The sequence below is a fragment of the Acidovorax sp. GW460-11-11-14-LB4 genome, assembly GCF_059423685.1.
On sequence record NZ_JBWKYJ010000038.1, the window covers coordinates 24,460 to 42,059 of the forward strand.

General features: G+C 68.5%; 13 protein-coding genes. 10 read left to right on the top strand and 3 right to left on the bottom strand.

From position 1 onward, the window contains the following. Positions 1-37: 37 nt before the first annotated feature. The 10 genes from AC07X4_RS14560 to AC07X4_RS14605 all read left to right on the top strand — a co-directional run bounded on the left by AC07X4_RS14560 (position 38) and on the right by AC07X4_RS14605 (position 13,884). Positions 38-1,573, top strand: coding sequence for a GGDEF domain-containing protein (locus tag AC07X4_RS14560; RefSeq protein WP_056061952.1), 1,536 nt, complete (start codon positions 38-40; stop codon positions 1,571-1,573). A 142-nt stretch (positions 1,574-1,715) separates the two neighbouring features. Beyond that, positions 1,716-3,299 carry an alkaline phosphatase D family protein gene (locus AC07X4_RS14565; RefSeq protein WP_494740471.1) on the top strand — a complete coding sequence of 528 codons (1,584 nt, stop codon included), beginning with the start codon at positions 1,716-1,718 and terminating at the stop codon, positions 3,297-3,299. A 274-nt stretch (positions 3,300-3,573) separates the two neighbouring features. Further along, positions 3,574-5,421 (top strand): gamma-glutamyltransferase family protein, encoded by a 1,848-nt coding sequence (locus AC07X4_RS14570; protein WP_494740472.1) that lies wholly within the window; start codon positions 3,574-3,576, stop codon positions 5,419-5,421. A 103-nt stretch (positions 5,422-5,524) separates the two neighbouring features. Beyond that, positions 5,525-6,553 (top strand): LysR family transcriptional regulator, encoded by a 1,029-nt coding sequence (locus tag AC07X4_RS14575; protein ID WP_494740473.1) that lies wholly within the window; start codon positions 5,525-5,527, stop codon positions 6,551-6,553. Next, positions 6,550-7,065 carry a GrpB family protein gene (locus tag AC07X4_RS14580; RefSeq protein WP_494740474.1) on the top strand — a complete coding sequence of 172 codons (516 nt, stop codon included), beginning with the start codon at positions 6,550-6,552 and terminating at the stop codon, positions 7,063-7,065. The genes AC07X4_RS14575 and AC07X4_RS14580 overlap by 4 nt, the downstream gene beginning before the upstream one ends. Before the next feature lie 48 nt (positions 7,066-7,113). Then, complete coding sequence (locus tag AC07X4_RS14585) at positions 7,114-7,551, top strand: DUF1801 domain-containing protein (protein WP_494740475.1); 438 nt, start codon at positions 7,114-7,116, stop codon at positions 7,549-7,551. Positions 7,552-7,748: 197 nt separating this feature from the next. Further along, positions 7,749-9,317: an AMP-binding protein gene (locus AC07X4_RS14590; RefSeq protein ID WP_494740476.1), complete on the top strand. Its 1,569-nt coding sequence runs from the start codon at positions 7,749-7,751 to the stop codon at positions 9,315-9,317. A 170-nt stretch (positions 9,318-9,487) separates the two neighbouring features. Continuing rightward, entirely contained in the window at positions 9,488-10,714 is a 1,227-nt protein-coding gene (locus AC07X4_RS14595) for an acyl-CoA dehydrogenase family protein (RefSeq protein WP_494740477.1), read from the top strand. A gap of 62 nt (positions 10,715-10,776) precedes the next feature. Next, a complete protein-coding gene (locus AC07X4_RS14600) occupies positions 10,777-11,769 on the top strand; it encodes a Bug family tripartite tricarboxylate transporter substrate binding protein (RefSeq protein ID WP_494740478.1) in 993 nt (330 codons plus the stop codon). Between the two features lie 141 nt (positions 11,770-11,910). Then, positions 11,911-13,884, top strand: coding sequence for an alkyl/aryl-sulfatase (locus AC07X4_RS14605; protein ID WP_494740479.1), 1,974 nt, complete (start codon positions 11,911-11,913; stop codon positions 13,882-13,884). A gap of 99 nt (positions 13,885-13,983) precedes the next feature. Here AC07X4_RS14605 and AC07X4_RS14610 read toward each other — a convergent pair whose 3' ends face one another. The 3 genes from AC07X4_RS14610 to AC07X4_RS14620 all read right to left on the bottom strand — a co-directional run bounded on the left by AC07X4_RS14610 (position 13,984) and on the right by AC07X4_RS14620 (position 17,581). Continuing rightward, a complete protein-coding gene (locus AC07X4_RS14610) occupies positions 13,984-15,933 on the bottom strand; it encodes a bifunctional diguanylate cyclase/phosphodiesterase (protein WP_494740480.1) in 1,950 nt (649 codons plus the stop codon). A 79-nt stretch (positions 15,934-16,012) separates the two neighbouring features. Then, positions 16,013-16,768, bottom strand: coding sequence for a sulfite exporter TauE/SafE family protein (locus AC07X4_RS14615; RefSeq protein ID WP_056743307.1), 756 nt, complete (start codon positions 16,766-16,768; stop codon positions 16,013-16,015). 183 nt (positions 16,769-16,951) lie between these two features. After that, on the bottom strand, positions 16,952-17,581 hold the full coding sequence (locus AC07X4_RS14620; RefSeq protein ID WP_494740481.1) for a pyridoxamine 5'-phosphate oxidase family protein: 630 nt from the start codon (positions 17,579-17,581) through the stop codon (positions 16,952-16,954). Positions 17,582-17,600: the final 19 nt, after the last annotated feature.

Below are 17,600 nucleotides of genomic sequence, written 5' to 3' on the forward strand. Positions count from 1 at the left end.
CTTGTGCATTCCAGCCTCCTGACACTGGTGCCCGCCCATGGCCGACCGACCACCTTCCGAGATCGCGCGCGAGACGCTCAAACAACTGGCCGCTCGCCGACTGGCCCCCACGCCAGACAATTACCTCGCGATCTACGATGAAATAGCGGGCATCCGCAGCCCGCAGCCTTTCCCCGAGGGACCGCTGAGCAGCATCCAGCGTGTGCTGCCCGGCCAGACACCTGCGCAAAAACGCCTGCTGGGCCAGTTCGAACGCGCCATCATCACCAAGGACTGGACATCGCTGCAAAGCGTGATGGTGGGTTACGCCAACCTGGGTTTGCACCCGGCCACTGCCTCCAAACCCATCGAGGTGGCCGATGCGCCCACCGCACTGGGCGAACTGCCCGCCGAGTTTGCCGAAGCCCTGGCCCGCCTCATCGACAACACCCTGCCCGCCCTGGGTGACGACGATCCCCGCGTCATCGACATGGCGCAGCAGCTCATCACCTTTCTGCGCGAACCCACGCCCCTGGTGACCACCGCGCAACTCATGCTGGGCAACTTCAGCTACCGCCTGTCGTTCGCCACCGAAGAACAAGCCTCCATCCGCGCGAGCCTGCTCGAGCTGCTGCACATGATCTTCGAGAACATCGCCGTGCTCAGCGTGGACGACCGCTGGCTGCAGGGCCAGGCCGAGGCGCTGATGAGTGCCTCGACCCCGCCCCTGACGCTGCGGCGGCTGGACGATGTGCAGCGCCGGCTCAAGGACGTGATCTTCAAGCAGACCGAAGCCAAGGCGCGGTCGCTGGAGGCGCAAGAGCAGATGAAGGAAATGCTGGCCACCTTCATCGAGCGGCTGGCGCGCATCACCGCATCCAGCACCAGCTACCAGGGCACCATGGAGCGCTGCGCGGACCTGATCGGCAAGGCCAGTACGCTGCAAGAGATTGCCCCGGTGCTGCAGGAGGTGATGAGCGCCACCCGCGCCATGGCGCTCGACAGCCGCGTGACCCACGATGAGCTGCAGGACCTGCGCGAGCGCACCGAGGCCAAGCGCGCCGAGGTCGCCAAGCTGCAGGAAGAACTGGACCGCGCCAGCGCCCAGGCCCGCCACGACCCGCTGACCGGCAGCCTCAACCGCAAGGGCCTGGACGAGGCCGTGGAACGCGAGATCGCCCGCGCCCGCCGCCTGGGCTCGTCCCTGTGCCTGGCGCTTCTGGACGTGGACAACTTCAAGACCATCAACGACCGGCTGGGCCACGCGGGGGGCGACGCTGCCCTGGTGCACCTGGCGCAGGTCACGCGCGAGGTCATGCGGCCGCAGGACTTGCTGGCACGGTACGGCGGCGAAGAGTTCGTCATCGTGCTGCCCGACACCACCGTCGAAGCCGGCGTGGCGGCCATGACCCGCTTGCAGCGCGAACTGACCACGCGCTTCTTCTTGCAAGGCACCGAAAAGGTGCTCATCACCTTCAGCGCAGGCGTGGCCCAGTTGGTTGAAAGCGAGAGCGCCACCGACGCCATCGTGCGGGCCGACCAGGCGATGTATCTGGCCAAGCGCTCGGGCAAGAACCGGGTGATGGCGGCGTGACCACCTCCCCCCTGTGTCGCCTTCGGCGCCATCCCCCCGGAGGGGGACGCCACCAGCGCCGCGGGGCGGCCCTTGTGCGGCGGCCACTGGTCTGGGTTGCGTCAGTTTCTGAGCACGGCGCCCGACGCAAAGGGCAGCTGAATTGACATCCGAGCAAAGACGGCAGTTCCTGCGCAACGCAGCCCTGGCTGCCTCCGTCGCCACCCTCCCCCGCTGGGCCTGGAGCAATCCGCCCGCGCTGCAAAACAACCCCTTTGCCCTTGGCGTCGCCAGTGGTGACCCGGCGCCTGATGGCATGGTGCTCTGGACGCGGCTCTTGCTCGTCGATCCAGCGCAGATGCTGAGCACCCACACCGTGCGGTGGGAGGTGGCGCACGACGCTGGGTTTGCCCAGATCGTTCAAAAGGGCGAGGCCACTGCGCTGCCTGCGCTGGGCCACAGCGTGCATGTGGAGCTGCAAGGCCTGCAACCCGCACGCTGGTACCACTACCGCTTCATGCTGGGCGATGCGGTGAGCGCCACCGGCCGCACGCGCACGGCGCCTGCGGCGGGCGACATGCCCGGGGCGCTGCGGGTGGCGTTTGCCTCGTGCCAGCGCTGGGAGCATGGCCACTACGCGGCGTGGCGCCATCTGACTGCTGACCAGCCGGACCTGGTGCTGTTCCTGGGCGACTACATCTACGAATACGCCACACCCAAAACCACCACCGATCTGGCGCGCACCCACAGCCTGCGCCACGCCACCACGCTGGCCGACTACCGCGACCGGTACGCCCTGCACAAGAGCGACCCGGCCCTGCAGCTGGCCCACGCCACCTGCCCGTGGGCCGTGACCTGGGACGACCACGAGGTGCAAAACGACTATGCCGCCGAGGCAAGCCGTGGCGAGAGCCCGGGCAGCGCCGCCTTTCTGGCCCAGCGCAGCGCGGCCTGGCAGGCGTTTTACGAGAACATGCCGCTGCGCACGACCAGCCTCCGGGGCCCCGCGTCCGCCACCGGCTGGGACACGCTGCAGATCTACCGCCGCCTGCGCTGGGGCCGGTTGGCGCACGTGCACCTGCTCGACAGCCGCCAGTACCGCAGCTGGCAGGCCTGCCGCACACCCGAGGCCAGCAGCGCACCCGCCGTGCGCCTCGCCGACTGCGCAGAGCTGGCCCAGCCACAGCGCACCCTGCTGGGCAGCACGCAAGAGCGCTGGCTGGACGCGGGCCTGGCCGCCGACACAGCCAGCGCACAGGCCACACGCTGGAGCGTGATCGCACAGCAGACGCTGTTCTCGCCACGCCACTACCCCTCTGGCACGGTGCCCACCGACGCCTGGGATGGCTACCCCGCCGCACGCCAGCGTCTGCTGCAATCGGTGGCCCGGCACACGCCGCGCAACACGGTGCTGCTGGGCGGAGACATCCACCAAAACTACGTCTGCCGCGTGCATGCCGATGCCGCTCGCGCCGACTCGGCCGTGGTGGCCAGCGAGTTCTGTGGCACGTCCATCAGTTCGCGGTCGGGCACCACGCAGGCCAAGGTGGACGCCATCGTTCGCCACAACCCGCATGTGCTGCTGGCACGCTGCGACCAGCGCGGCTACGGCCTGGCCGACATCACCCCCACGCGCTGGTCCACCACGCTGCGTGTGGTGGACGACCCGTTGCGCGCTGACAGTGGCGCATCCACGCTCGCCCGGTTTGTGGTGGAAGACGGCCGCGCGGGGCCCCAGGCGGCCTGAGGCAACCTGGGAAGGCGTGACCCAACCCGCCGGGCAGGCGAGCCCCCAGTCGTTGCGCCCCGCCAGGGCCCAGGGATGGCCTGTGAACCGCCGCTGACGGTCGGTAACAACTATCTTTTTGATAGCTGCTCAGGCATATTGCACTAGCGCTACCGCCGCAAAACACCTTCAATCGGAGCACAAACCCCAGGGGCAGCCTCCTGCACGCCCTCGCAGGCTGCAGCAAGGCCCCTTACCATGGCCGCTTCGCTGCTTGCACCCACAGGAGACCCGCATGTCACCCACTGCCCTGCCTGCCACGTCGCACCTGCGCCGCCCGTTCAGTCGCAACCTGCTGGCCCCTGCGGCCCTCGCCACTCTGATGGCCTTGGCAGGCTGCGCCGGTGCGCCAACCCAGTTCGCCTACACCGTGCCCGCCCAGCCTGAAGGCTCGTCCGGCTACACCGAAAAACCGGGCTGGGCCACGGAGAAGTTTGCCGTGGCTGCTGCTAACCCGCTGGCCACCGATGCGGGTTACCAGATCCTCAAGGCCGGCGGCTCGGCCGTCGATGCAGCCATTGCCGTGCAGATGGTGCTGACGCTGGTGGAGCCCCAGTCCAGCGGCATCGGCGGCGGCGCCTTCCTGCTGCACAGCAACGGCAAGCTGGTGGAGGCCTACGATGGCCGCGAAACCGCGCCCGCTGCCGCCGATGAAAAACTCTTTCTGGGTGCCGACGGCAAGCCCGTGCCGTTCTACGACGGTGTGGTGGGCGGCCGCTCGGTGGGTGTGCCCGGCACCGTTCGCATGCTGGAGCTGGCGCACAAGCAGCACGGCAAGCTGCCCTGGGCCACGCTGTTCCAGCCCGCCATCACGCTGGCCGAAGGCGGCTTCAAGGTCAGCGCTCGGCTCAACACGCTGGTCAAGGCCGACGCCCACCTCAAGAAGGACCCCGTGGCCGCCGCCTACTTCTACAAGGCCGATGGCGACGCGCGCGATGTGGGTGTGAACTTGCGCAACCCCGAGCTGGCCGCCGTGCTTCGTAAGATTGCCGCTGAAGGCAGCAAGGCCCTGCACGAAGGCGAGGTCGCCCAGGCCATCGTGGACAAGGTGCAAAAGCACCCCACCAACCCCGGCAAGCTCAGCCTGGCCGACCTGGCGGGCTACCAGCCCAAGAAGCGCGAGGCGCTGTGCCACGACTACCAGGTGGCCAGCAAGGACTACCGCGTGTGCGGCTTTCCACCACCCAGCTCTGGGGCCATCGCCATCGGGCAGATCCTGGGCATCCTGAAAAACACCGACGCCGCCGCCAAGCCCCTGCAAGACGGCATCCCATCGGCCGACTGGCTGCACCTGTACACCGAAGCCGCTCGCCTGGCCTTTGCCGACCGCGCGCTGTATGTGGCCGACCCCGACTTTGTGCAGCCGCCCGGCGACAGTTGGGACCGCATGCTGGCCCCCGCCTACCTGGCCGAACGCGCCAAGCTCATCGGCACGCAGAGCATGAAGATCGCAGCGCCCGGAAACCCGGCCGTCATCCGCATCAACCACGGAGCCATGCCCGACCAGCCTGAATACGGCACCAGCCACATCAGCATCGTCGATGCCTTCGGCAACGCGGTCGCCATGACGACCACCATCGAAGACCAGTTCGGTGCGCGGCAGATGGTGAAAGGCTTCCTGCTCAACAACGAACTCACCGACTTCAGCTTTGCCCCCACCGACGCCCAAGGCCAGCCGATAGCCAACCGCGTGCAACCCGGCAAACGCCCCCGCTCGTCCATGTCGCCCACCCTCGTTTTCGACAAGGCCACGGGCGAGCTGCTGATGAGCGGCGGCAGCCCCGGCGGCGCGGCCATCATCCACTACACCGCCAAGACGCTCTACGGCGTGCTCAACTGGGGCCTGATGCCCCAGCAGGCCATCAATCTGCCCAACTTCGGCTCGATGAACGGCCCTACGCTGCTGGAAGAAAAACGCTTCCCACCCGCCACCGTCGAGGCCCTGCGCGCCCGGGGTGCCGAGGTGCGCGAGATGAACATGACCAGCGGCCTGCAAGCCATCACACGCGGCCAGGCGCATGGCAAGAAGCTGTGGATGGGCGGGGCCGATCCACGCCGCGAGGGCGTGGTGATGGGCGACTGAAAGCCTGCCCTGCGCGGCCCACCACGGGGCTTCGCGCCGAATGCGCGGCCGCCTGGGCGGGCATGGCGCGCGCCAAGGACGGACCCCGCTACAGTCTTGCCCCATGGATCTCCGAAGCCTGCGCTACTTCATCGCCGTGGTCGAGGCCGGCAGCCTCTCGCGGGCGGCGGGCAGCCTCTACATTGCGCAGCCCGCCCTCACCGCCCAGATCAAGAAGCTGGAGTCCGAACTGGGCGCGCAGCTGCTGGAACGCTCGCACGCGGGCGTCACGCCCACGCAGGCTGGCGTGCAGCTCTACCAGGACGCCCGGCGGCTTTTGAGCGACGCCTCGGCCATGCGGGAGCGCATCCAGCGCCTGCCGCAGGGGCCAGAGGGATCGGTCACGATTGCCGTGCCGTTTCTGCTGTCATCGCTGCTCATGGGCCCGTTGCTGGCGCACCTGAAGGACACGCACCCGCGCATTCGGGTGTTCGTGCTCGACGACCTCAGCCTCATGGTCAGGAAAGCCATGCTGGACCGGCGTGCGGACATCGGCGTTCTGGTCGACGCTGCGCAGGTGGAGGGCCTGCACTGCCGGCCCCTGGTGCGCGAGGCCATGTACTTTTGCGGGCACGACCCCGGCGGCACGGTGCGTGCGCTGCTGCGACCAGCGCCTGACACAGCGGCCACGGCCCAAGCGCCTGCTGTGCGCCGGGCCGGCGCGCGTGCCACGGCAGCGCGCGCCGCCATCCCCACCATGCGCCCCACCATCGACTTTGCCGATGCGGCCGCACAGCCCCTGGTGCTGCAGTCGCGCCGCTACACCATCCGCCAGCGGGTCGAAGAAGCCGCCGCCGCGCGCGGTGTGGCCCTGAACATCGCCCACGAACACGACTCCGCGCGGGTGATCCGCTCGCTGTATGCGTGCGGGGGCGGCTTCACCTTCACCCCTGCCTGCGCGCTGGGGGATGCCCCTGCCTCCGGTACCGACTGGATGGTGGCCCGCGTGGTCAACCCGGAGATGACGCGCAGCTACACCCTGGCCACCGCTGCGGACCGCGAGGTGGACGGGGTGATGCAGGTGGTGATGGACGCGCTGGAGGCCGTGGTGCGGGAGCTGGTGATATCGGGCAGGTGGGAGGCCGCTGTGTGACCCGAGTGACCGCAGTGACCTTGCTCGAATCCGCGCAGTACCAGGACGACGCCGCAGCCACGTTTGCCGCGGTGGCTGCCCAGGTGGCTGCAATCGTGCCGCAGGCGCGCATCGAACACATCGGCGCCTCGTCCATTCCCGGTGCAGTCTCCAAGGGTGACCTCGATATCTGCGTGCTGGTGCCGCCGCAAGACCATGCACCGGGCGTGGCAGCGCTCGAAGCCGCAGGCTGCAGCGCCAAGGCCGACACCCTGCGCGCGCCTGATCTGTGCATGCTGCTGTGGCCCGGCGCCACGATGGACGTTGCACTGCAGGTGGTGGCCTGCGGCTCGCCGTTCGAATGCTTTCTGCACTTTCGCGATGCCTTGCGCGCCGACCCCGCCCTGGTGGCAGAGTACAACCGGCTCAAGCAGCGATTCGCATCTGAGGGGATGGACCGCTACCGCGAGGAGAAGGCCCGCTTCATCGCGCAGGTGCTGCAGGCGGCGGGCAAGCCCCTGGGTGCCGACTGATCACATTCCCATAAAGGCTCTAACGATTCCGCTTCAGGAGACACCGCCATGGCATCCACAACCACTGCATTGCCCCAACCCGCCTCCACCCTCATTGATCAGCGCATCGCAGACCTGGCCGACTGGCGCGGCCCGGTGCTGGCACGCATGCGTGCGCTCATCCATGAGGCCGCCCCCGGCGTGGTGGAGGAGTGGAAGTGGATGGGAACGCCCGTATGGTCGCTGGGCGGCATCCTCTGCACCGGCGAGAGCTACAAGGCCGCCGTGAAACTCACTTTTTTGAAGGGCGCCTCGCTGCCGGACCCGGCGCGGCTGTTCAACGCCAGCCTGGACGGCAATGCGCGGCGCGCCATCGACATTCACGAGGGCGACGTGGTGGATGCGGAGGCGTTCAAGTCGCTCATCCGCGCGGCAGTGGCACTCAACGCCGCCAAGCCGGCCAGATCCTCCGCAAAAAAGCCGCCCCCTCGTACGAAGGCTGCGTAGCTCGCTCGCAGCCGTACACGCAGTGTGTGCGGAAGGCACGCTATGGCAAGGGCATCAATTTCAGTGATGCCTGCCCATCAGCAATCGGTATTTCCCTGATACCCCTTCTTCTGGAACAGTGACCCCATGCCCCGCGCTCGACGGGGCCGGTGTTTCAGGAGACAGCCATTACCACCTCGCCCCCCATTCCCCCGCGCGTGGTCGCCAACGTCGGCGCCCTCGTGGCGCGCAGCGCCCGTGCCCATGCCCGCCGCATGGCGGTCAAGAGCCCCGCACGCAGCATCACTTATGCCGATCTGGAGCAGCGCACCAACCGCCTGGCCAACGCCTTGCTCGGCCTGGGCCTGCAGCGCGGTGACCGCGTGGGCATCTACCTGCCCAACTGTGTCGAGGTCGTCGAGATCGAGATCGCCTGCTACAAGGCCGGGTTGATCAAGGCGCCGTTCAACGCCCGGCTCTCGCCCACCGAGGTCGGCGCCATTGCCGCCAACAGCGGTGCGGCGCTGATCGTGACCACCGCCGAGCGTGCCGAGACCATCCGCCCGCATGTGGCGCAATGCATGCCCGGCGCCATGCCCCGGCTGCTGCTGACCGACGATGCGGGCCCCGCAGGGTATGAAGCGGCACTGGCCCTGGCCAGTGACACCTTCACCCCGGTGGTCGTGTGCGAGGACGAAGTCGCCGTGCTGCACTACACCTCCGGCTCTTCGGGTGTGCTCAAGGCGGCCATGCAGACCTTCGGCAACCGCCTTGCGCAGCTGCGCAAGTTCCTCACGCGTTCGGACGGGCAGCAGCCCGGCCACATCCTGGGGCTGGTGGGCCCGATCACCCACGCATCGGGCATGCAGATGGTGCCGGCGCTGTGCCAGGGGGTCACCATCCGCCTGTTCAACGGCTTCGAGCCCCCGCGCTTCATCGCCGACATGCGGGCCGACCGCGTGACCCACACCTTCATGGTGCCCACCATGATCAACATGCTGCTGACCGAGCTGGAGGGCCAGTACCGCCCCCTGCCCGACCTGCTGCGCCTGGGCTACGGCGCCGCCCCCATGGCGCCCGCGCGCATCCTGCAGGCCATGGATGTGTTCGGGCCCATCCTGCAGCAAGGCTACGGCGCGGGCGAGACGACCTCGGGCGTGTGCGGCCTGTCGGTGGAAGACCATCTGTTTGCCCGCGCTGCGCGGCAAGAGCGGCTGGCATCGTGCGGACGGCCGTTTCTGGAATGCGATGTGCAGATCCTGGGCGACGACGGCCAGCCCGTGGCCACCGGCGAGATCGGCGAGATCGTGGTGCGTGGCGATGACATCTTTGCGGGCTACTGGCGCGCCCCCGAGCTGACGGCCGAGGTGCTCAAGGACGGCGCGTACCACACGGGCGACCTGGCCCGCATGGATGACGAGGGCTACGTCTACATCGTGGACCGCAAGAAAGACATGGTGATCAGCGGCGGCTTCAACGTGTACCCGTCGGAGGTCGAGGCCGTGCTGTACCAGCACGACGCCATTGCCGATGCCTGCGTATTTGCCGTACCCGATGACAAATGGGGCGAGGCCGTGGCCGCGCACGTGGTGCTCAAGCCCGGTCGTGCGGCCGGTGCCGACACCACCGCTGCGATCGACGCGTTCTGCGCCCAGCACCTGGGCGGGTTCAAGCGGCCACGGCGCATTGAGTTCGTCACCACCCTGCCCAAGAACCCCAACGGCAAGGTGATGCGCCGTGCCGTGCAGGCCCCGTACTGGGAAGGGCGTGGGCGGATGGTGAATTAGGTACATCCCCCTGAGGCGCTGCGCGCCTTCCCCCTTCTCTCGCATCGCTGCGCGCTGCGGGAAGGGGGACGACGCCATCGCTGCGGGGCGGCCCTTGCTCGGCGTCTCTCGCCTGGGCCTGCGCCAGTTTCCAGAGCCCGCTGTCACAGCCAACGACAAGGAATCCAGACATGAACAATGACATCGCATCCCCCCTTCCCGCGCCGCTGTTTCCCGGCATGCCTTTTGAAGGCTCGCCACAGGCGGCCGAGCTGATTGCTCGCATCAACGAGTTTCTGTATGGCGAGCTGGCCGCGCTGGCGCGCGAGCATGGCATCGACCACGAGCACGCGCCCGACAAGGCCTTGCTGCAGCAGGTGTGGAAGCGCTCGCACGCGCTGGGCTTTTACGGCATGACGCTGCCACAGAAGATGGGCGGCTTGGGCCTGTCCACACTGGACCATGTGCTGGTCAAGGAGGCCATCTACGCCAGCGGCTCGCCATTCGCTCCCCATGTGTTTGGCGAGCTCAGTGGCCCGCCACGCGTGGGCGCGCTGGCGCGCATGGCCACGCCGCACCAGATGCAGCAGTTCATCCTGCCGGTCGCGCGTGCCGAAATGGCCATCTGCTTCGCGCTGACCGAGGCCGAGGCCGGATCGGACGCTGGCAACGTGCAGACGCGCGCCGTGCGCGAGGGCGACGACTACGTCATCACGGGTGCCAAGCGCTTCATCTCGGGCTCGCCGTTTGCCGACTACGCAGTGCTGTTGGCGTCCACCGCCACACACGACGACCCCGACCCGAAAAAGCGCGAGGTCACGGCCTTCTTTGTGGACCTGCATGCGCCCGGGGTGCGCGTGGAGTCGGGCTACAAGACCATGGCGGGGCAGACGAGCACGGGCAACATCGTGCTGGAGGGCACGCGCGTGCCCGCCGCCAACCTGATCGGTGAGGCCGGGCGCGGCCTGGCGCTGGCGCTGGGCCGCATCAGCGTGAACCGCCTGCTGCACTGCCCGGCCATGCTGGGCCTGGCGCAGGTGGCCCTGCGCGATGCGCGCGACTACGCGCAGCAGCGCCACCAGTTCGGCCGTGCCATCGGGCAGTTCCAGGCCATCCAGCACATGCTGGCCGACATGGCGACCGACTGGGCAGCCGCGCGCGGGCTGATGCTGGCCACGGCCCGCGCGATTGATGCGGGCGCCGAGCCGCGCGCCGAGTCGTCCATGGCCAAGCTGTTCTGCTCGGAGGCTGCCTTTCGCATCGCCGACCGCGCGGTGCAGATCCACGGCGGCGAGGGCATCGTGCAGGGCCGGCGCGTGGAGTTCCTGTTCCGCATGCTGCGCATGTACCGCGTGCTCACCGGCACGAGCGAGATCCAGCGCAACACCATCGCGAAAGAGCTTTTGGCATCCCCCTGAGCGGCTACGCCGCCCACCGCGCGCCAAAACAACCCTCATAGAAAATGACAAGGAGACAAGACATGACCAAGCAACCCATCCCCCACCTGCGCCGCCGCGCACTGATCGCTGCGGGCTTGCTGCCGCTGCTGGCCGGCGCCCCCGCGCTGGCCACCGAGGCATGGCCTGCGCGCCCCATCAAATGGGTCGTGCCCTACCTCGCGGGCACGGGCCCGGACACCACGGCCCGCATCGTGGCCGAGGCCGTGTCGAAGGAGCTGGGCCAGCCCGTGGTCATCGAAAACAAGGGCGGCGCAGGCGGCAACCTGGGTGCGCGCCAGGCGGCCAAGGCGGCGCCGGACGGCTACACCTGGGTCTACGCCGGCTCGCCCATGGCGGCCAGCATGCGCATGTACAAGCAGCCGGGCTATGACGTCCTCAAGGACTTCCGCCATGTGATCGGACTCACCAGTTCGGACACGGTGGTCATCGTCAACGCGCAAAGCGACATCCGCAGCCTGGCCGACCTGCTCACGCGCCTGCGTGCGCAGCCCGGCAAGCTGGACTACGCGTCGGGCGGTGTCGGCACGCCCTCGCACCTGGGGGTGGAGATGGTGCTCAGCGTCAGCCAGGCGCAGGCCACGCATGTGCCGTACAAGGGCGCGTCGGAAATCGTCAACGCGGTGCTGGGCCAGCAGGTCACTTTTGGCGCGCCCATCACCGCCGTGGCGTACTCGAACATCGTGGCCGGCAAGCTGCGCGCACTGGCCGTGACCGGGCCCGCACGCAATCCCAAGCTGCCCAGTGTGCCCACGCTGGCCGAGGCAGGCCTGCCCGGGGTGGAGCTGACCTCGTGGGGCGGTGTCTCCGTGCCCACCGGCACGCCCGATGCCATCGTGTCCCGCGTGCGCGCCGCGTTCGAAGCCGCCCTGCGCCAACCCGCCGTGGTGACCGCGCTCGAAGAGCAAGGCGGCATGGTCAACCCGCAAGACGGCGAGACCTTCACACGGGCCTTCGGCAAGGAAATCGGCTTCACCGAGGCGATGATGAAACGCATCAGGCTGGAACCGATGTGATGGCGCGAAGGGGTGAACGCGCCCACGTGCGCGGGCCCTACCCGTCCGTACCAGGCAACGCATTACTTAAATTTTGATAGCTGCCAGCGCATATAAATTGTGCGCTTGAGGCCTTTTTCATCTTAAAAAAGGTTCCCCCCCATGCGAAACCTCCCAACGCTCGCGGCACTCGCCTTGCCACTCCTGCTGGGCCTGGCACCTGCAACCTTTGCGCAGGTGGCCGATGTCCGGCAGGACGCAACCGCCGCCACGCGTGCGCGCCAGACCGCGTCCCTGGGCACACTGGACGTGAACGCGCCCGCCAGCTTCGAGGACGCGCGCCGGGGCCTGATCGCCACGCCCAGCGGCCAGGTGTGCAACGCGCAGGGCCAGGTGGTGTGGGACTTTGATGCGCTGCAGTTTGCGCAGGGCGAGGCCCCCGCCACCGTGCACCCCAGCCTGTGGCGCCATGCGCGCCTGAACCAGACCCCCGGCCTGTACCAGGTGCGTGAGGGCATCTGGCAGCTGCGTGGCTTCGACCTGGCCAACCTCACGCTCATCCAGGGCCGCACGGGCTGGATCGTGGTGGACCCGCTCACCACGCAGGAGACGGCGGCGGCCGCCCTCGCCTTCGCGCGCCAGCACCTGGGCGCGCAACCGGTGTCGGGCCTGGTGTTCACGCACAGCCATGTGGACCACTTCGGCGGCGCATTGGGCGTGCTGACCGCGCAGGACGCCAAGGCACGCAGCGTGCCCATCGTGGCACCGGTGGGCTTCATGGAGGAGGCGACCAGCGAGAACCTGCTGCTCGGCCCCGCCATGTCGCGCCGCGCGGGCTTCATGTATGGCAGCCAGTTGCCACGCGATGCGCGCGGCGTGGTGGACAACGGCCTGGGCATGGCCGTGGCGGTCGGGCGCATCGGCATCCTGCCGCCCACCGTGCTCATCGACCAGCCCACGCAGGCGCTCGACATTGATGGCGTGCGCTTCGTGTTCCACAACGTGCCAGGCTCCGAAGCCCCGGCCGAGATGGTGTTCGAGCTGCCCGACCTGCGCGCATTCGGCGCGGCCGAGCTGGTCTCGCAGACGCTGCACAACCTCTACACCCTGCGCGGCGCCAAGGTGCGCGATGCGCTGGCCTGGTCGCGCTACATCGACGGCGCCATTGCGCACGCACGCCGTGCGGATGTGGTCTTCCTGCAGCATGGCTGGCCGGTGTGGGGCCGCGAGCGCATCGACACCTTCTTGACCACGCAGCGCGACACCTACCGCTACCTGCACGACCAGACGGTGCGCCTGCTCAACGCCGGGCTGACACCCGGCGAGATCGCCGAGGCCGTGCAACTGCCCTCCACGCTGGCGGCGCAGTGGGCATCGCGCGGGTACTACGGCACCGTCAAACACAACGTGCGCGCGGTGGCGCAGTTCTACCTGGGCTGGTTCGACGCGCACCCCTCCACGCTCGACCCGCTGCCACCCGTGCAGGCCGCGCGCCGCTACGTGGCCCTGGCAGGCGGCGCGGACGCTGCGGTGGTCGCCGCGCGCCAGGCCTTTGACGCGGGCGACTACCGCTGGGCGGCCGAGCTGCTGCGCCATGTGCTGCTCGCGGACAGCAACAACGCAGCGGCCAAAGACCTGATGGCGCGCAGCTTTGAGCAGATGGGCTACGCCGCTGAATCCGCACCCTGGCGCAACTTCTACCTGAGCGGCGCGCAGGAACTGCGGCATGGCACTGCACCGCGCAACGCTTCAGGCCCGCGCGCTGCGGTGGCCGACATGCTCATGCAGACACCCATCCCGCAGTTCCTCGATGCAATGGCCGCCTCGCTCCACGGCCCGAGCGCGGACGGCGTGCGCCTGGCGGTGGCACTGCGCTTTACCGACACCGAAGAAAACCATGGTCTGTGGATTGAGAACGCGGTGCTGTACCACCGCCCGGGCACACCACCCTGGCCCGCAGACGCCACGCTGCTGCTCACCAAACCCGCCTTCCTGCGCCTGATGAACGGCCAGGCCACACCGCAGGAGCTGGCCGGCTCTGGCGCGCTGCGCATGGAAGGCGATGCGCAGGCCCTGCGGCAGCTGATGGGCATGCTGGACAAGCCGGTGCGTGATTTTCCGATCATGACGCGGTGATTCGTATGAAACAGGCCGCTAGCGCCTATAAATAATGCGTTCAATGCTCCCAAATGAGGAGTAAAACGCCAGGGCCATCCCTCGATGGCTGGCTCCTCGTCAGCCCGGTGGATCTGCAACACCGTCATCGGTCAGCGGGCTCAGTGCGGTGTCGATGTTGAAGCGGTTCTTGCCTGCCTGCTTGGCCGCATACATCGCAGCATCGGCCTGGGCGAGCAGCGCATCGGCATCGGTGCCATGGCGCGGGTAGAGCGCCGCGCCCACGCTGGCCGAGATGTGCGCAACAGCCCCCTCCAGCACAAAAGGCTGCTCCATCGCAGACAGCACCTTGCTGGCCACGACCTCGCAGTGGTCTGCCCGCTCGATGGTGGCCAGCACGATGCCGAACTCGTCGCCGCCCAGGCGCGCCACGGTGTCTTCGGCGCGCACGCAGTCTTCCAGCCGCCGAGCCACCTGCTGCAGCAGCAGGTCGCCTGCTGCATGGCCCCACTGGTCGTTGACGGACTTGAACCCGTCCAGGTCCACATAGAGCACTGCGGCGTGCCGCCCGTGGCGCCGGGCCGTTTCGAGCACACGCGCCAGGCGGTCATGGAACATCACGCGGTTGGACAGGCCCGTGAGCGCGTCGTGCAGCACATCGTGCGACAGGCGCATCTCCAGCTCCTTGCGTGCGCTGATGTCCTGCGTCACCACCACCAGAAAGTCCGGGTGACCCTGGGCGTCCTTGACGAGGCCCAGCGCTTCGTACACCCACAACAGGCCGCCGTCCTTGCGCCGGTAGGCCTTTTCCATCTCGGGGGAGAACACGGGTGAGTGCGCCACCAGGCGCCGCGCCAGAAAGCGGCGCAGGGCTTCACGCTCGCCCTCGTCGCTCAGCGCAAACAGGTCGCGCTGGCGCAGCTCCTCCAGCGAATAGCCCAGCATGCGGCAGAACTTGTCGTTGGCACGCAGGATGCGGCCTTCGGGCGTGATGTGGGCGATGCCGGTGGCCGCCTGGTGGAAGGTGGCGCGGAACAGGCCCTCGCTCGACGCCAGTGCATCGGCCACGGCCCGCTGGCGTGCCAGCACCACAATGAGCAGCGCGCCAAAACACAGCAACGCCACACTGGCCCCCGCCGCCAGGGCGAGGTAGTCAACGCGCCGCTGCATCACCGGCGCCAGCACCTCGTCGGAGGTCGATCCCACCGTCACCATCAACGGGTAGCCCGCCATGCTGCGGTAGCTGAGGATGCGCGGCACACCGTCCACCGCGCCGTTCTCATCGATCAGTTCGCCTTCAGGGTCTTGCGCGCGAAGCTGAAACCAGGGCAGGCCCCGCGCATCGCCGCCAAAGCTGATCTTGCCCCCTGCCTTGCGGCCGCGCACCACGCCGTCCAGCCCTGTCAGCTCCAGCAGCCCCTGTGCACCCAGGTCGGCCTGGCGGTAAAAGTCGGTGAAGTTCGTCGGGTCCACCGACATCACCACCACACCACCAAAGCGGCCTCCCTCGCTCACGATGCGCAGGGCCATCGGAATGCGCCACTGCCCCGACACACGGCCCAGCACAGGCTCGCTCACAAACAGGTCATCGCGATCGCTGGCACGCAGCGCCCTGAAAAAGGCGCGGTCGCTGTAGTTGACGGCCCCGGTCTCCTGGCTGCTGCTGACGATGTCGCCCTGCTCGTTCACCACGCTGATGATGGTGAACATGGGCTCGCGGATCACGCCGCGCGCCACCCAGTCGCGCAGGTTGATGTCGGTGCCCTGCTGCAGGTACTGCTCGCGCACGAAGGCCGCCACCTGCTCGGCCGCCTTGAGGGTGCGGAACACCTGCTGCTCGAAGGCGATGGCCAGGTTGGCGTTGGACTGCATGGCGGAGGCCACGGCCTGCTCGCGCTCGAACGCCACACGCTGCAGCGTGACCAGCCACAAGCCCGCCACGGCAACGATGCAGCCCAGCGCAATCGCCAGGCTCAGCGGCGTGACAAGGCGATAGCGGCGACGCGGGGCCCCGGCCTCAAGACGGTCGTCCGCGTCCGGTGGCCGCGTGGTGTCATCTTTTTGGTGCATGCCCCTCCCAATGTAACGGGGCATGTGCGGCAAGTCGACAACAGGATGGCCACCGGGCGCGGCCCACGCAAATGGAACCCTACGCGAGCCGCGCCAGCACCTTGGGCAGGCTGGCCACCAGCATCGCCACGCCCGACAAGGTCAACATGCCCAGCACGATCTGCCGGAACCGCGCATCGCTGATGCCGTGGTACAGCCGCGCTCCCAGCAGCACGGGCACCAGCATGGCGGGCACCACAATGGCCAGCAGCGGCAGTGCCTCGCGGGTGACGAGGCCGGTGGCCAGGTAGGTGATGAAGGTCACCAGCAGCATGGCCAGGTTGAAGTTCTGGATGATGGCGCGCTGCACGTCCTTGTCCAGACCGCGCAAGGTGCACCACAGGGTGGGCAGCACGCCGGTGAAGCCGCCCAGGCCGCCCATCACGCCGCCCGCCATGCCCACCAGCGCGTCGGCCACGCGCCCGCCGCGCGTGATGCGGGGCAACTGCTTGGCCATCAGCATCGCCGGGCACCACAGCACCAGCAGCGTGCCGAGGATGACCTTGAACGCGTCCATGTCCAGCCGGGGCAATACGGCCACCCCGATGGGGATGCCCACCAGGCCACCCAGCACAAAGGGCAGCAGGCGCACCCGGTCAAACCCCCGGCGCACGGTGGCCGCCGCCACCAGCTGGCCGGTGAGCGCGCCGCACACCGCCAGCAGCGCGGCCAGGCGGGGCTCCAGCGTCCAGGCCCAGAACGACATGGCGACCATACCAAAACCAAAACCCGACAGCCCCTGCACAAACCCCGCGGCCACTGCGCCCAGGGCCACGATCAACAACACGGAATCCATGTCTCCCCCTCACTTGGTATGAACGTGCGCGTGAGTGGGCTTCACGCCCCACGGAGCTCCACGCTCCTCACGCATCTGCGCGTTCGGCCCGTGAGTCCATGAAGCGCAAGCCCTGCGCATCCAGCCGCCATTGTGTGCGCTGGCAGCAGGGGCAACGCTGTGGCGACGGATCGCGGTGCCGGTTCAATACAGGGTGGCCCGCTGGCGCGCTGGCAGTTCGCGGTCGTAGGCGGCGCCGTCAAATGCGCCCTGTGTGATGGACGCCAGGATGGCGCCCGGGGTGGGCACGGGGCGCGGGGTGCCGGGCGGCACGGCATGCCACAGGCGCGAGCGCTGGATGGCGCGCGCGCACTGGAAGTACACCGCCTGCACATCGACCACGATCACACACTTTGGCGGCTGGCCGTTGACCACGAAACGCGCCAGCAGGTCGGGCGCGACGCTGATGCGCGCGTGGCCGTTGACGCGCAGCGTCTCGCCCACGCCGGGGATGAGGAACAGCAGCGCCACGCGCGGGTCGGCCACGATGTTGCGCAGGCTGTCGGCGCGGTTGTTGCCACGGCGCTCGGGCAGCAGCAGGGTCTTGTCGTCCAGTAGCTGCACAAAGCCGGCGGGGTCGCCACGCGGCGAGGCGTCCAGCCCGCCGGGGCCGGTGGTGGCCAGCACGGCAAAGGGCGACGCCGCGATCATGGCGCGGTAGGCGGGGTGCACATACGGCAGCTCTTTGTGGACGGAGGCATCGCTCAGCGTGCCCAGCAGGGCCTCCAGGCGTGGCAGGGTGTCGATGGCGTGCTCGTCGCGGGCGGGTGTCATGGGGGCGGCTTCCTTCGGG

Coding starts and splice junctions, on each gene's coding strand:
- AC07X4_RS14620 (WP_494740481.1), bottom strand. CDS start 17,581: ATGACACCCGCCCGCGACGAGCACGCCATCGACACCCTGCCACGCCTG.
- AC07X4_RS14610 (WP_494740480.1), bottom strand. CDS start 15,933: ATGCACCAAAAAGATGACACCACGCGGCCACCGGACGCGGACGACCGT.
- AC07X4_RS14595 (WP_494740477.1), top strand. CDS start 9,488: ATGAACAATGACATCGCATCCCCCCTTCCCGCGCCGCTGTTTCCCGGC.
- AC07X4_RS14605 (WP_494740479.1), top strand. CDS start 11,911: ATGCGAAACCTCCCAACGCTCGCGGCACTCGCCTTGCCACTCCTGCTG.
- AC07X4_RS14615 (WP_056743307.1), bottom strand. CDS start 16,768: ATGGATTCCGTGTTGTTGATCGTGGCCCTGGGCGCAGTGGCCGCGGGG.
- AC07X4_RS14575 (WP_494740473.1), top strand. CDS start 5,525: ATGGATCTCCGAAGCCTGCGCTACTTCATCGCCGTGGTCGAGGCCGGC.
- AC07X4_RS14585 (WP_494740475.1), top strand. CDS start 7,114: ATGGCATCCACAACCACTGCATTGCCCCAACCCGCCTCCACCCTCATT.
- AC07X4_RS14600 (WP_494740478.1), top strand. CDS start 10,777: ATGACCAAGCAACCCATCCCCCACCTGCGCCGCCGCGCACTGATCGCT.
- AC07X4_RS14570 (WP_494740472.1), top strand. CDS start 3,574: ATGTCACCCACTGCCCTGCCTGCCACGTCGCACCTGCGCCGCCCGTTC.
- AC07X4_RS14560 (WP_056061952.1), top strand. CDS start 38: ATGGCCGACCGACCACCTTCCGAGATCGCGCGCGAGACGCTCAAACAA.